Origin of the sequence: uncultured Faecalibaculum sp., from assembly GCF_910588395.1 — a bacterium.
Classification (GTDB): domain Bacteria; phylum Bacillota_I; class Bacilli_A; order Erysipelotrichales; family Erysipelotrichaceae; genus Faecalibaculum.
The window spans coordinates 1-13,819 of record NZ_CAJUPA010000015.1 but is presented as its reverse complement, the minus strand read 5'-3'; the positions used below and the strand labels follow the sequence as shown (position 1 = coordinate 13,819).

Below are 13,819 nucleotides of genomic sequence, written 5' to 3'. Positions count from 1 at the left end.
CGGTTTCATCCATTCATCTCCCGTACAGATCCCGGCAGCAGCCACAGTAAAAAAGCCGGATCCTTTGTGCGGAATCCGGCTTGTGCGGGGCTGGACTGGTTTATCCCCTGTTCTTTTTTCCTTTTCTGCCGGCACAGGCCAGGATTCCGGCTGTCACCGTCATGATGCCCGCAAACAGTCCCGGGGCTGCAGCCACAGCTGTGTGAACCTGTGAAGGTCTGGCAGCGGGCTTTTCTTCAGGCCTGGATGAATCGGACGCACTCTGGTCCTGATCCGGCTTGCTGTCCGGCTTCTGCGATCTGTCACCGAGCGTTTCCGGGGTTTCCGGTTTGTCTTCTCCCGGTTTCTCCGGGGTCTCCGGCTTGCTGTCTTCTCCCGGTTTTTCGCCGGCTTCCAGCACCTGGAAGGTCCTGCGGGCTGTGATACCATCCGCCTGGACTTCCACGATCACCGTCCCTGCCTTGACGCCGGTCAGAGCCGCCTCATGATTCAGCACATGAGATCCTTCCGTCAGCGTGGCTTCGCCCTGGGTGGTTTCTACTCCGTCCCGGGTCAGAGACTCCTTTACAATCCGCCAGGTGGCCTGACGGTACGTGGCTTCCTCCGGTCCAACCAGCGCCAGCACAGAAAGGGTTTCCCCTTCCTCCAGCGCATCCTTGTCTGCCTTGACATCCACTGTCACCACAGGACGCACCACATGATATCTGCCTGCCAGCTCTGGCATTTCCCGCAGCTCATGGTCTGCAACCACATTATCCCGGACAGATTCCTGATCTGCCCAGTAGGTGCCTCCGGCAATCTGAATAGCGCCATCTCCGGTTCCGGCTTTCCGGATGATCTGCTGGGATCCCTCTGTCGCAAAGAAATCGCCTCCCAGAACCGTCAGTTTTCCGGTATTGAACTGGATTCCTGCTGCTGCATAGTTATAAATGGCACAGCCACCGGACTGGGAAGTGAAAGTACCACCGTGGATCACTGCTTCGTTGTTGTTCTGGATGTTGAATGTCGTATTAATATTGGCACTCTCCACGTTGAGATACCCGTGGTCATCGTTCTTGATCCCAATGGCGCCTTTGACAGTGGAGGTCATGGTGATCTCCTTAACGGTCAGATGTGCCCCGGCATGACCAGCCGGGATCTCTCCGTTGTTTCTCCAGCCGTTGAGGATCATCGAAGGCGACGCTCCAGTGGTTTTGTCGAACCTGGATCCTGTGATGGTCATTTCATTCTGATTCATCACAATGTAGTCACCATTGTAGCTGGTAAACACGCCTTTGCTGATGGACATGACGCCCTGCGTCTGGTTGTACACCGCAAAAGAAGACCCTCGCTGAGCAGAAGCTGCAATGGTGCCTTCGTTTTCCAGCGTCAGTGTTCCATTGTTGACAATCACGGAGTTGCCCCAGCCGCCGCCTGCTGCCTGACTGTTGGTCCAGGTCACTCCGGCATTCACCCGGATGGTCACATTCTGAACCGCACGGACTGTCACCGGCAGATCATGGTTTTCACGGAGTTCGATGGTACCCGTTCCCGTTTCTCCGAGGGAGTCCACAGCCGCCTGCACGGACTCGAATCCCCGTCCGTCCATGAAAGCAACCTCAGACTGTGCCGGCTCTTCTTCTGAATCATCCGCTGCTGCTTCCTGAACATCCGCGGCAGGTTCTTCCTGCTGCGTCTCCGGAATCAGCTGCTGGTGCCCGATATCGCCTGAAACGCCCTCTTCCATCATTTCGTCACTGCCGGTTTCTGTCATATCCGGGGATGCGACCGTATCAGTCTGCTCTGTCCGAACAGATTCTTCCGGACTGTTTTCTGTCAGCACAGGCTCTGTCTCCTGGATCCCCATTGCCACAACCGGCTGGGAAATCGAGGACATTGTCATAATGGCCGCAGCGAATCCTGCTGCCGCCCTGTATTTCACTGTTTCCCGATTCATTTGCTTCTCCTTGTCCTGCCTTGTGCCCTGCAGCCATTCAGGCTGCAGATGCATCTGGATGCAGAACCCACAGTAACATTACAGAAATCTTACATAACTTATTTTTGTAATTTAACATATGAAATGTTTCATTCCGCATGTCGTTGTCCCTGATCCGGCAGAACGGAAGCGGCAGCCCGGAAGAGAAGCAAAAGGGAGACAGCCTGCTGTCAGCTGTCTCCCCTGGGGAATCAGATTTACTTCTCTTCTTCGATAATGGACGGACGCCAGTGTTCATTGGGTTCAACACCCAGCAGCTGGCAAACCGTGGCGGCGATATCCGACAGCCCCATGTCATCATCGTGCTTCAGCTTCACATCCGCACCATAGACAATGAAAGGCACTTTGTTCAGGGTGTGGCTTGTCTTTGCCTTGTGCACCTTCTCGCCTTCCTTGGGCTTGTCATACATTTCGTCGGCGTTGCCGTGATCGGCAGTCACCAGCAGAATGCCGTTGACTTTTTCCACAGCCTTCAGGACGCGGCCCAGAGCCAGGTCCACAGCCTCTACACCAATGATCGTGGCTTCCAGATTGCCGGTGTGGCCAACCATGTCACCGTTGGGGTAGTTCGTGCGCAGGAACTGGTACTTGCCGCTTTCAATGGCTTCAATCAGCTTGTCGGTGATCTCGGCGGACTTCATCCAGGGACGCTGTTCGAAGGGAATCACATCGCTGTCCACCTGGACGTAGGTTTCCAGCTCATCGCTGAATTTCTCGGAGCGGTTGCCGTTCCAGAAATAGGTGACGTGGCCGTATTTCTGCGTCTCGGAAATGGCATATTCGTTGATGCCCTCCCTGACCAGCTGTTCTGTCAGCGTGTACTTGATTTTCGGAGGTTCTGTCAGGTACCGCTTCGGGATGTTCAGATCTGCATCGTACTGCAGCATGCCGGCAAAGTTCACATCCGGCTTTGCACCCCGGTCAAATTTGTCGAATTCATCGCCTTCGTCGAAAGCCTTGCAGATTTCCTGAGCACGGTCGCCGCGGAAGTTGAACAGAATGACAGAGTCACCGTCTTCGATCAGGCCGACAGGCTGCCCGTTTTCGGCAATGACAAATCCCGGCAGATCCTGATCCACCACACCGGTTTCATTCCGATAGGTCTCGATGGCTTCTGTGGCACTGGCAAACTGACGGCCTTTGCCGTGAACGTGAATGTTCCAGCCTTCTTCCACCATAGGCCAGTTGGCTTCGTAGCGGTCCATGGTGATCTGCATGCGGCCGCCGCCGGAAGCGATGCGGGCATCGAAGGTGTCATCGTTGAGGTCCTTCATGAAGTTCTCGATTTCGTCCACATAGGTCAGGGCACTGGTTTCCGGCACATCACGGCCGTCCAGCAGGATGTGGACACGGACTTTGTTTACGCCTTCTGCCTTGGCTTCCTTGATCAGAGCTTCCAGATGTTTGATGTGGGAGTGCACATTGCCGTCGGAAAGCAGGCCGATGAAGTGCATGGCATGTCCGTCTTTGGCGCCTTCCACCAGTTCCTTCCAGGTCTTGGACTGGAACAGTTCACCGGATTCGATGTTCTCGTTGACCAGCTTGGCACCCTGAGAATAAATCTGACCGCAGCCGATGGCGTTGTGACCAACTTCGGAGTTGCCCATATCTCCATCTGTGGGGAGTCCGACAGCCAGACCATGAGCGCGCAGTTCCGTGTGGGGGCAGGTTTCCCACAGCATGTCCAGAGTGGGTTTGTACGCCATCTTGACAGCGTTGCCCAGGGTTTTGTCAGACAGACCAATACCGTCCATCACGACCAGAATGACAGGTCTTTTTTCCATTAGAATAATTCCTCCTGTTGAATTGTACCTACCTATTATACCGCAGGTGTCCGCTTCATTAAACCGGCAGCGGCTTTTGCAAACGCCTGCAAATCCATGGCCCTGGCCGGCGGGTCAGGCTCCGGCAGGTCATCCCTGCCCCTGTCCGGAGTTTCCGGATTTACCATAGAGGAAAAGGAGGCATGACCTATGACGTATCAATATCCCGCAGCGGTCTTTGAAACCGGAGATGGCTGGACGGCGGTATTCCCTGATCTGGATGGACTGACTGTTTCTGCAGCGACAATGGAAGGGCTCCTGGAAGCCTGCCGTGAGGATATGCAGGCATTTCTGTACGCACAGAAAGAGCAGGGAGTTCCCCTGCCAAAGGCATCCGCTGACATCAGTGCACAGGATGTGATCCGGCAGTATTCCCTGCCCTATGCAGCCGGAAACATGGAGGAAATCTCCGTTCAGGCCTGAAAGCTGCAGAATCTGGAGGCAGACAGCGTCTGAAACGCAAAAAACGGAGCGGTTTGCTCCGTTTTTTGCTGTTTCAGTGGCTGTGCCCTACCGGTTGGAATACCGGGACAGGAACTGCTTTGTCCGTTCCTGCCGGGGATTGCCGAAAATCTCCTCCGGCGTTCCCTGCTCCGCAATGACGCCTTTGTCCATGAAGATCACCCTGTCGCTGACCTCCCTGGCAAACTGCATTTCATGCGTCACGATGACCATGGTCAGGCCCTGACTTGCCAGATCCTTCATGACATCCAGGACATCGCCCACCATCTCCGGATCCAGTGCACTGGTCGGTTCATCAAACAGCAGCACTTCCGGATCCATGCACAGCGCTCTGGCAATCGCCACACGCTGCTTCTGACCACCGGACAGCCGGGTGGAATCCGCATTGGCGAATTCAGCCATCCCCACCTGCTTCAGGTGCTTCATCGCTTTTTCCTGAGCCGTCTTTTTATCCCGTCCCAGCACCTTGATCTGTCCCACCGTGCAGTTGTCCAGCACATTCATGTTGTTGAAAAGATTGAAGCTCTGGAACACCATGGAGACCTTCGCCCGATACTTGCTGACTTTGCTGCCCAGGCTCCGGATGTTCTGTCCTTCAAACACGATCTCTCCGCCATCAGGAATCTCCAGCAGATTCACACAGCGCAGCAGTGTGCTCTTGCCCGAACCCGAAGATCCGATAATCGTCACCACTTCGCCTTTGTCCACATTGAAATCCACATCATTGAGAACCTGCAAATCGCCGAAGTGCTTTTGCAGATGCTTGATGTCTATGATTTTTTCAGCCATGCATGCACCTCTCTACGCGAATTCCTTGTAGGACTTCACACCGGAGAATCTCTTCTCGATCCAGTCCAGCAGCAGCGTGGCCAGTGTGGTCAGTGTCAGATAAATCAGCGCGGTCACAAAGTACACCTCTATATAGCGCATCGTGCTGCCGGCAATGGAAGTCGCCTGGAAATACAGCTCCGTAACACCAATTGCATTCAGCATGCAGGAGTCCTTGATGTTGACAATCAGCTGGTTGCCAATGGACGGCAGGGTGTTTTTCAGCGCCTGGGGGAAGATCACGTGAATCATCGTCTGGAAGTTCGTCATGCCGATGGACTTCGCCGCTTCGATCTGCCCCCGGTCCACGGACTGAATCCCGGACCGGATGATTTCCGACATGTAGGCACCTGTGTTGACCGAAATGATGATCATGCCCGCTGTCAGCGGTGTCCAGTGCAGCACGGACCGCAGAAGATAATAGAAGAACACCGCCTGCACCATCATGGGCGTGCCGCGAAAAATCCAGATGTAAAACCAGGAAACCGCCTGACCGGCTTTTTTCAGCCCCCGCTTGAAGGGTGTATCCAGGGGATCTTCCGGAATTCCCCGGATCGCTCCCACCACCAGGCCGATCAGCAGACCGAACACCGTACCCACAATGGCCAGCAGCACCGTGATCTTGATGCCGTACCAGTACATGGGCCAGGAATCCGTCAGCGTCTTCCAGGCATAAGAGAAATCAAGACTCATTGATTATTCCCCGGCCGGTGCGTTTTCCACCGCGTTCTTCATGTATTCATTCCGGGTGTCTGCGGAAATCTTGTCCAGCGCCGCCTGCACATCCTTGAACTCCTGAGAATCCCGGGTGTTGTTCTTCAGACCAATGGACACTGTGGTATCCACTTCGAATCCCTTGCCGTCTTCAAATTTCACGATGGTCAGATCCGGGTTGGCAGCCACGATGCCTTCCGCTACCGGCATTTCTGCTGTAATGCCCACAGCATCGCCATTCTGCAGGGCAACCACCAGTTCCGGATACGTTGCTTTCGGTGTGACATGTTCCACGCCCTCGATCTGGTCAATGACTGTATCGTAGTTGGTGTTTTTCTGGCCAATGACCGGCTGTCCGGAGAACTGCTGGATGTCTGTATATCCTGCCTGGTCGGAATCTTTCTTGACGATCATGACCATACCCTCGGATTCATAGTACGGTGTGGTGAAGTCGATGCCTTCTTCACGCTCTTCACTGGCAGTCATGCCTGCAATGATTGCATCGATTTCGCCGGATTCCAGCGCTGGCTGCAGACCATCCCAGGAAATCTTCTTGATGACCACATCCTTGCCCAGGTTGTCGGCAATGGCTTTGGACATCATGACATCATATCCGTCGCAATAGCCGGCACCTGCCTGATCCAGGGCCACAGAGGTATCTGTTTCAGAACTTGTCTGCCAGTTGAAAGGTGCATAGCCGCATTCCATGCCCACAGTGAATGTGTCTTTTCCGGAATCGGCTGTACCTGAATCACCAGTGCTGCCGCATCCGGCCAGAAGCAGAGCAGTCACGCCCGCTGCGATAAGTGCTTTTTTCATGTTTCTTCTCCTCTTTCCAAACCGGAATAAAGAAAGCGGTCATGCGTAATCCTGCATGACCGCCAATGGTTCATTCTGATAACGCCTCTTCATACCTGAAGGAGTCCGACAGGTGTTTCCTGCCGTCCCACGGATGTGTCCTGCCGGAGGCACCCGTTCGGCGATGATTGCCTTTCCCCTTCTTCCTGGCCTGCCGGCTCCAAAAGGTACTCATCTGCACCGCTGCCTTTATCTTCATCCGATTCACTTAATATCTTCATTGTAGACGGGCAGCGCGTAATGTCAATCCTGCAGGCGGTTTTCTGCCGGACCATGACGCGATTCACACCGCCTTTTGCCTGTCCTGCCCGGAAAACTGCCGGGTTCAGCTCTTTTTCGCCACGATGTGATCTTTGTCCTTGTACACAGAGTCCGCAGGAATCACGCCCCGGACACAGGAAACAGGATACACATTGGAATTGGGCCCGATCACCGTGCCGGGATTGAGCACCGAGTTGCATCCAACCTCCACGTGATCTCCCAGCACCGCGCCCATTTTCCGCAGACCGGTCTCCAGTTTTTCCTTCCCGGATTTGACCACCACATCCGTTTTGTCGGATTTCACATTGGAGGTAATGGACCCGGCACCCATATGCGACTTGTAGCCCAGAATCGAATCCCCCACATAGTTGTAATGCGGCGTCTGCACATTGTCGAACAGGATCACGTTCTTGAGCTCGACACTGTTGCCCACCACACAGTTGGCACCCACCAGCGCACTGCCGCGGATGAATGCACAGTGCCGGACCTCGGTTTCCGGTCCAATGATGCAGGGAGCGCCCAGGAAAGCCGTGGGAGCGATCACAGCCGTTTCATGCACCCACACCTGCGGGCTGACTTCTTTGTATCCCTCCAGTTTCGGACCCAGGGTCTGAATATAGGCTTTGATGCCGGCCAGCGCTTCCCAGGGATAGTCAAACTGGCGCAGATATTCACCAGCTAGGGTATGGTCCAGCGAGTACAGATCTTTGGTTTTGTAAATCATATTGGTCTCCATTCAGCAAGCAGAGAGAACAGGCCGCTTTCCGGCTGCATAGGCGCGTCCGGAAATACAGTCAGCATGCGCCAGACATAGCAGGACAGCATGAGAATGATCCAGACAGCGAATATGCCTTTGAGAATGACCGGTTTCCGGCGGAACCCGATGGCGAGTCCGGCTGCCAGCAGAGTGGGCAGCACCATGGGGTGATACCAGAAACTTCTGGACAGATCTCCTTTCAGCAGCCAGTACAGCCCTGTGGTCATATTGCAGCCAGGGCATGGAAGTCCGGTCAGCAGCTGAAACGGACAGATCCAGCCGAAGAAAAGCAGAAACAGGACTGCGGCAATGCACAGCCCTGCGGTTTGCGCCAGGCGCTTATTCACCGTAGCGGACGATGTCGTTGATGTCGCTTTGCAGGATCACGCTGGAAATCAGCGGTGTGAACACAGCCAGAAGCGCCATGACCGTTGTATCGTTGGAAGGTTTGTAGTTGGGGTAGTCCAGAGAAGCCAGGACACGTCCTTCCTTCCAGAAGAAGTAGATGGAGTACAGTCCGCAGGAAATAATGCTCATGAGCAGCGCCACCATGGGATCGCACCCCCGGGGCTTGTCCTGTGCTGCCGCCAGATCATTGACATCCTTGGCCATGGAGTAAATCCAGTACCACTGATAGATGCTGCAGGTGACAAAGGACAGCAGCACACTGGTGAGCAGTCCCCTCTCTTTCACGGACCGGGGGACAAGACCTCCGCCGTAGTTGTTGTATGTATTATAGGTGTTGTACGTATTTCCGCCTGCCGAATACTGACCCGAGGTGGAGGACTGAGCCTGTGTATAGGAAGACTCAGGCTGCAGATACACCGCCAGTTCCGTATCCTCCAGCCGTTTCCAGTCGGGCATGCCGTTTTTCCAGACATACGTGTTCCGGTTGATGGTGCGGCTGGCCAGGAAACCCTGCATTTCAGCTTCTGTATAGGGTCCCACACTCTGACCGCTGCTGACGTAATACCAGGAAGAATCCGGTGTTTCCACCGTCGTTTCTTCAATGATTTCTTCTTCCAGAGGAGATCCGCAGTCGGCACACACTGTTGCGCCGGCTTCGTTTTCTTTACCGCATACTTTGCATTTCATATCATCAATTCCTTTGTCCTGCCACTGCAGGTATCAGACTGATTATAGTCTGTTCATCAGGACTTTCGCAAATCGTGGTTCGCCGCCATCTGTTCCCTGACCAGGTTCTGGATGGTTTCCCGCAGCTGCGTCTCTGCCTTTTTTTCTTCGCTGACCAGTCTGGAATAGCCGCCGGAGAGCTGTTCCAGCTGCCGATACAGTTCTTCCCGCTTCTCCTCCAGTTCATCCCGCTGCCGGTCCAGTTCCAGCAGCTGGTTCTGGATCGAACGCTTCCGGGCGTCCAGTCGTTCTTTCTGCGCGGTATTCCGGCTGACCTGATATTCCAGTCTGGCCACTTCCTGCTCTGCCCCGGGTTTGCGTGCTGCCAGGGCATCCCGCCATTTCAGCCGCTTGACCAGTTCCGGCAGCAGTTCGGGATCATACAGACCGGCGCAGGTCAGGGAAGCTGCAGCTTGTTCGCCACTGGCCAGCGCATAAATCAGCTGGCGGATATCCGAATCCGACAGATCATTTCCGCAGGGCACAGCCATGACCACGGCTTTCGGGACCGTAACCGTGGCAGAGGGCACATTGTGAATCACTTCTTTGTCGCTGCCATCCACTGCACGGTCGATCAGACCGTCCTCGTAGACCACAATACACTGCCCCGCCGGACTGGCCAGCATGAAAAGTTCTTCCTGCCGGCAGTAGATTGCTGCAGCGTTGGAACAGTCCGGTTCCACAGCAAATGCACAGTTCGCAAGGCTGTGTTCCAGAAGGCTGGTGATCCGGGCAGCTGCCCGGGCATCATCCGCTGCACAAAGGATCTTCCCCTCCTGCCAGGGCTGTACGGTGGCCTGGCCCGTCGTGTTGCCAGCTGTATATTCAAAAGACCTGGATACTGTCATGGTTTCATTCTCCTGTCATCATGGTATCCAGTATAGCATGTTGTTTCTGAAAATTCTTTCACAAGACGGCTGACCATGAAAAAGCGGGAACCGTTTTCAGTACCCGCAATGATATCCGTTCTGTTCTCAGGCTTTTGCCGCCGGTATGATTCTCTGTTTCGCCTGTGCGGCATAGGTGCGGCTGACCGGAATCAGGGAGCCGTCCTTCAGCTTCAGGAAATCCCGGTGAAGTTCCCGGATGGCTGCTTCCTGCACTACGTAACTGTTGTGGATCCGAAGCCAGGAATCATCCAGTTCCTGCAGCACTTCATCCAGTGTGGAGTAAATGGAAATCAGTTCTCCATCATCCATGTGGAAAATGATTTTCCGGTAATCCCGCTCCACATACAGAATGCTGCTTTTAGGCAGAAGCTGGCGCCTGTTCCGCCGTTTGATCCGGACAAAATGCTCCAGATTTGCAGCAAACCGGGCTTCAAAGGTCTGCAGCATAGCCGGCAGCCGGTCCACCGGATCACGCAGCCAGAGAAAACTGTCAAAATCCGAACCGAGAATAAAATCCACATCCTCCTGATTCTCGGAAAAAAAGATCAGGAGGGCTGCCGGATTGGCTTTTTTCATACGGCGTGCCACCTCCAGAGAGGAAGCCCGGGACATCCGTGTGTGTATGAAAACCAGGTCAGCATCCTTGCATTGCGACGATGCATCTCTGCCTGTCTGCTGTCTGATCTGCAATCCGTCTCCCAGAATGCGGCGGACTCTGTCAGTCAGCTGATTCCGGATCTCCGGCTCATCCGAAATAATTACAATTCTCTCCATAAACAAAATCTCTCTAAGGTCAATTATAACATCTATCGCTTCAGCAGGCAGGAACACTGGAATCATTCTCGGAACAATTCGATGCGTTTTTCCTGCATTCGGGTACATATCTGTAACAGTTTCTTCTTCACGGATCATCTGCAGACCGAAAAAGTACAACAGTCTGGTTTCATATCCTGCGACTCATCTGATTTTGACAACAGGCGCCGCTCCTTCTCTGGTCCTACCAATCGGAGTGTCTGAGACAATCATACCAGAATAGCGTAAAAGATAAACATATCTTACATAATTTCAGAGAGTCTCTGTAAAGAGAAAACCGGATCAATCTGATCCGGTTGCGGTCAATACTGTTCGGTACCCTCTTCTGTGTACACCTCGTCATAGCCATACTCACTGCTATCCGAATAGTCACCACCGGTGTCATCCTCTGTGTACTGTCCCTGATCGTAGGTCCCGTCATCGATATAGGTTTCATCCTGATACAGACCCGGATCAACGTACGTTTCATCCGTGCCGGCAGTCTGATCATCGCTGGCGGCACCTTCTGCCTGCGTCCCATCCTGTGCATCCGGCTGCTGACCCGCAGCAGATGTGGTACTGCTGTCTGTCTGATCCTTGTATTTCAGTTCTTCCTGGTACGTGCTGATGGTGTTCTCCGAATCCTTCGGCTTGTATTCCAGGTATCCCACACCATCTTTGTACTTGATGGTGACCAGACCATTGAACCTGGACACCGGAATGTCATGCAGAACAAAACTCATGTAATTGGCCAGCTTCACCTCTGCATTCATCGTGGAATCCCCGGAAGCTGCAAACCATTTGGCTGTGGACTTGTTCTTGATCCGGGAATCCCCCAGCAGGTTGTCCCCAAACTCTCCGCTGTCCGAACTGCGGACTTTGAAAGAAACAATGGCCTGCCCGCACTGATTGTCCAGATTGACCTCGGTGGATCCTTCTCCTTTTTCTCCCACTGTAACAATGGAAGTGGAGGACGAATCCTGCTGGGTTTTGTCTTCAGCCGGTTTGGATGCATCGGCTTTTGACGTGCATCCTCTGAACAGCAGTGAAAATATGAGACAGATCACCAGAATGATGACGATGATGCCGGCTGCCAGGATGCCCAGATTTCTATAATTGATTTTTCTTCGGTTCACATTCATTACCCCTTTGCATCAGTGTAACATAGGTGCATTTGGCAACAAATGAAAATGAGAGCCGGAGCTCTCATTCCAGATTATGCAGCTTCTGACTGACTTTGTGTCTGTGTCCCTTCACTGCCTGTTCCTGAATCACCGCCTGTAACGGGCGGAACTTCCGGTGTGGTGGTACCGCCTGTGTTATCACCGCCTGTGGGAGGTGTTTCCGGCGTTGTGGTGCCACCTGTGTTATCACCGCCTGTATTTCCACCAGTATTGTCACCTCCCGGGGTCGGAGGATTGTCGCCGCCAGTGGTGGGCGGTGTCTCGGGAGTTGTGTTCCCGCCTGTGTTGTCACCCGGCTGATCCGGTGTATATCCAGGATCCGGCACCACCGGCTCGGTGTAGCCAGGATCGGAGTAATCCGGATAGGTCACAGGCGGTGTCCAGACATAGTCCGGATTGGCGAAGTTATCCCGGTTCTGTTCGTATTCCTGCGCTGTGATCCCTACTGGTTCCTTTGTCTGATAGCTGGTATCGTCTTCTTCCTCTTTGTCAGGCTCTTCTTCTTTCGGCAATTTGGACTCATCACCGTTGAGGATAACCGTGTCATAGAACTCGGATTTTGCATTCATCTGCCTGTTCAGCTCTTCAAAGCCCATTTCTTCCACAAGAGTATTTTTGTTGGCATACAGACTTGTGCCAAGCCCCAGCCGGTCTCCGTCGATGGTTGCACCCAGAGCTTCGATAATGGTTGGATAAATATCCAGTGTCGCAAACTGTCTGGTTCTATTCAGCTTGTATTCCGGTCCATTGATCACGGTAAAGAAGGTTTTCCGTTCATAGCCTTCCGGAATATTCTCGTTGACCATGCCATCCATACTCTTGTGATCGCCTGCTATCACAATGGTCGTATCTTCGTACCAGTCCTGCTGCTGAATCCATTTTACAAATGCAGCTACTTTGTGATCAGAACAGTGAATGACATTTTCATACTGCGTATCAAATTCATCCGGGCAGTCGGGACACTTATAGCCATCCGTAAAGTGCGTATCCACCGTCAGCATGGTGAAATTGAAAGGCTGATCAGCTTTGGAAATCTCCGTCAGCTCTTTCTTTGCGTAGGTATAGAGCTTGTTGTCTTCCATTCCCCACCAGACACGATAATCCTGATCAATGATTCCGTCTTTTTTGGCTGTGAAGTAATCGAAAATTTCATAGTCCCCGTGCTGTTCGAAGTAGTTTTTCCGACCGCCAAAAGCAGCTTCCGATCCGCACATGAAATAGTTAGAATACCCATTCTCCTGAAGTATTTCTCCCATACCCGTCAAGTGTGGCAGGAACTGAGATTCATCCTCGAAATTCCGGTTGAAATCCCCGTTTCCAATATTCAGAGGCACACCCATGGACTGTGCCACGATTCCGGCTATGGTCCAGCCCGTGTTTCCGGGCGTTAATCCCCCGTTCAAAACATCCGGATCAGCGGAGAAATCCGTATTGTCTTTCGCCAGTTCTGACAATTCCGGAATCAGGCTCTTCTTGAATCCGCCGCCTTCATCCTGGCCGGCAAAGGTACTCTCCATGGATTCACACAGGATATAAACCAGATTTTTTTTCTTATCCGGAAATGTAATTTTCGTAGACCGCGGATCCGCGTAGAATCGTTCGTACAGATCCGATGTCTGATTCAGGCTCTCATTGTATTCATCAATTCCAAACATCTGGTAGAGCTTGATACCCTGGATAATATTCAGAGCTACCAGCACTGCCAGCAGTCCAAGAAAAGCCGCTTTCAGTTTTTTTACTCCCAGCTGCAGTTTCCCTTTGAACAGGGATTTCTCCTTCCTGGAGGCAATCCAAATATAGATCAAGGCTGCATAGATGAGGGTTGCAAGAATGAGCCAGGGCCACTGTCTGGTGAAAAAACCAGACACTGCTTCAGACCAGGTATTTTCTGAACCTTCCATTGGATTCTGCAGCGTATACAGAACCTGAGAAAAACTTCCCAGCGAGAGCCGGGAGGTGAAATAGTATTGTGTATAAAAAATGATGTTCAGCAGAATCGCCAGAATCCAGCTGACTGTCAGAATGAAAATCCACATATAATCCCCCCTTGCCTTTGTCTTCCTTGAGATAGCATGTCAATGGTATTTATTACTTGATAGACTACCAAGCTCAGTTAATGGCTTATCACGCATAAATAGCGC

At 52.9% G+C, this 13,819-nt stretch carries 13 protein-coding genes and 1 riboswitch; of the genes, 1 reads left to right on the top strand and 12 read right to left on the bottom strand.

All coding sequences use genetic code 11. The features are described 5' to 3' along the window. Window positions 1-100: 100 nt before the first annotated feature. Window positions 101-1,936, bottom strand: coding sequence for a hypothetical protein (locus tag QZ305_RS05470; RefSeq protein WP_294730681.1), 1,836 nt, complete (start codon window positions 1,934-1,936; stop codon window positions 101-103). A 236-nt stretch (window positions 1,937-2,172) separates the two neighbouring features. After that, complete coding sequence (gene gpmI, locus QZ305_RS05465) at window positions 2,173-3,759, bottom strand: 2,3-bisphosphoglycerate-independent phosphoglycerate mutase (RefSeq protein WP_294730680.1); 1,587 nt, start codon at window positions 3,757-3,759, stop codon at window positions 2,173-2,175. 189 nt (window positions 3,760-3,948) lie between these two features. Between gpmI and QZ305_RS05460 the strand changes: the two genes are divergently transcribed. Then, window positions 3,949-4,221 (top strand): type II toxin-antitoxin system HicB family antitoxin, encoded by a 273-nt coding sequence (locus QZ305_RS05460; protein ID WP_294730679.1) that lies wholly within the window; start codon window positions 3,949-3,951, stop codon window positions 4,219-4,221. An 87-nt stretch (window positions 4,222-4,308) separates the two neighbouring features. Here QZ305_RS05460 and QZ305_RS05455 read toward each other — a convergent pair whose 3' ends face one another. The 10 genes from QZ305_RS05455 to QZ305_RS05410 all read right to left on the bottom strand — a co-directional run bounded on the left by QZ305_RS05455 (window position 4,309) and on the right by QZ305_RS05410 (window position 13,714). After that, entirely contained in the window at window positions 4,309-5,049 is a 741-nt protein-coding gene (locus QZ305_RS05455) for an amino acid ABC transporter ATP-binding protein (RefSeq protein ID WP_294730678.1), read from the bottom strand. A gap of 12 nt (window positions 5,050-5,061) precedes the next feature. Next, the gene (locus tag QZ305_RS05450) at window positions 5,062-5,781 is read right to left on the bottom strand and encodes an amino acid ABC transporter permease (RefSeq protein ID WP_294730677.1); all 720 of its coding nucleotides are present in this window, start codon (window positions 5,779-5,781) and stop codon (window positions 5,062-5,064) included. A gap of 3 nt (window positions 5,782-5,784) precedes the next feature. Then, window positions 5,785-6,621, bottom strand: a complete 837-nt coding sequence (locus QZ305_RS05445; protein ID WP_294730676.1) for a transporter substrate-binding domain-containing protein — start codon at window positions 6,619-6,621, stop codon at window positions 5,785-5,787. Window positions 6,622-6,692: 71 nt separating this feature from the next. Beyond that, window positions 6,693-6,860, bottom strand: a riboswitch (Lysine riboswitch). A gap of 125 nt (window positions 6,861-6,985) precedes the next feature. Next, window positions 6,986-7,642 carry a UDP-N-acetylglucosamine pyrophosphorylase gene (locus QZ305_RS05440; RefSeq protein WP_294730734.1) on the bottom strand — a complete coding sequence of 219 codons (657 nt, stop codon included), beginning with the start codon at window positions 7,640-7,642 and terminating at the stop codon, window positions 6,986-6,988. Beyond that, window positions 7,642-8,025 carry a DUF2752 domain-containing protein gene (locus QZ305_RS05435; protein WP_294730675.1) on the bottom strand — a complete coding sequence of 128 codons (384 nt, stop codon included), beginning with the start codon at window positions 8,023-8,025 and terminating at the stop codon, window positions 7,642-7,644. Before QZ305_RS05435 ends, QZ305_RS05440 begins: the two co-directional genes overlap by 1 nt. Beyond that, window positions 8,018-8,773 carry a DUF4234 domain-containing protein gene (locus QZ305_RS05430; RefSeq protein WP_294730674.1) on the bottom strand — a complete coding sequence of 252 codons (756 nt, stop codon included), beginning with the start codon at window positions 8,771-8,773 and terminating at the stop codon, window positions 8,018-8,020. The genes QZ305_RS05435 and QZ305_RS05430 overlap by 8 nt, the downstream gene beginning before the upstream one ends. 56 nt (window positions 8,774-8,829) lie before the next feature. Continuing rightward, window positions 8,830-9,660 carry a hypothetical protein gene (locus tag QZ305_RS05425; protein ID WP_294730672.1) on the bottom strand — a complete coding sequence of 277 codons (831 nt, stop codon included), beginning with the start codon at window positions 9,658-9,660 and terminating at the stop codon, window positions 8,830-8,832. Window positions 9,661-9,786: 126 nt separating this feature from the next. Beyond that, complete coding sequence (locus tag QZ305_RS05420) at window positions 9,787-10,476, bottom strand: LytTR family DNA-binding domain-containing protein (RefSeq protein WP_294730671.1); 690 nt, start codon at window positions 10,474-10,476, stop codon at window positions 9,787-9,789. 341 nt (window positions 10,477-10,817) lie between these two features. Next, window positions 10,818-11,630, bottom strand: a complete 813-nt coding sequence (locus tag QZ305_RS05415; protein WP_294730670.1) for a hypothetical protein — start codon at window positions 11,628-11,630, stop codon at window positions 10,818-10,820. A gap of 80 nt (window positions 11,631-11,710) precedes the next feature. Beyond that, a complete protein-coding gene (locus tag QZ305_RS05410) occupies window positions 11,711-13,714 on the bottom strand; it encodes an LTA synthase family protein (protein WP_294730668.1) in 2,004 nt (667 codons plus the stop codon). Window positions 13,715-13,819: the final 105 nt, after the last annotated feature.

What these genes read in the sequence shown, in the direction of transcription:
- QZ305_RS05470 (WP_294730681.1), bottom strand. Translation starts at nt 1,936, where the DNA reads ATGAATCGGGAAACAGTGAAATACAGGGCGGCAGCAGGATTCGCTGCG.
- gpmI (WP_294730680.1), bottom strand. Translation starts at nt 3,759, where the DNA reads ATGGAAAAAAGACCTGTCATTCTGGTCGTGATGGACGGTATTGGTCTG.
- QZ305_RS05460 (WP_294730679.1), top strand. Translation starts at nt 3,949, where the DNA reads ATGACGTATCAATATCCCGCAGCGGTCTTTGAAACCGGAGATGGCTGG.
- QZ305_RS05455 (WP_294730678.1), bottom strand. Translation starts at nt 5,049, where the DNA reads ATGGCTGAAAAAATCATAGACATCAAGCATCTGCAAAAGCACTTCGGC.
- QZ305_RS05450 (WP_294730677.1), bottom strand. Translation starts at nt 5,781, where the DNA reads ATGAGTCTTGATTTCTCTTATGCCTGGAAGACGCTGACGGATTCCTGG.
- QZ305_RS05445 (WP_294730676.1), bottom strand. Translation starts at nt 6,621, where the DNA reads ATGAAAAAAGCACTTATCGCAGCGGGCGTGACTGCTCTGCTTCTGGCC.
- QZ305_RS05430 (WP_294730674.1), bottom strand. Translation starts at nt 8,773, where the DNA reads ATGAAATGCAAAGTATGCGGTAAAGAAAACGAAGCCGGCGCAACAGTG.
- QZ305_RS05425 (WP_294730672.1), bottom strand. Translation starts at nt 9,660, where the DNA reads ATGACAGTATCCAGGTCTTTTGAATATACAGCTGGCAACACGACGGGC.
- QZ305_RS05420 (WP_294730671.1), bottom strand. Translation starts at nt 10,476, where the DNA reads ATGGAGAGAATTGTAATTATTTCGGATGAGCCGGAGATCCGGAATCAG.
- QZ305_RS05410 (WP_294730668.1), bottom strand. Translation starts at nt 13,714, where the DNA reads ATGTGGATTTTCATTCTGACAGTCAGCTGGATTCTGGCGATTCTGCTG.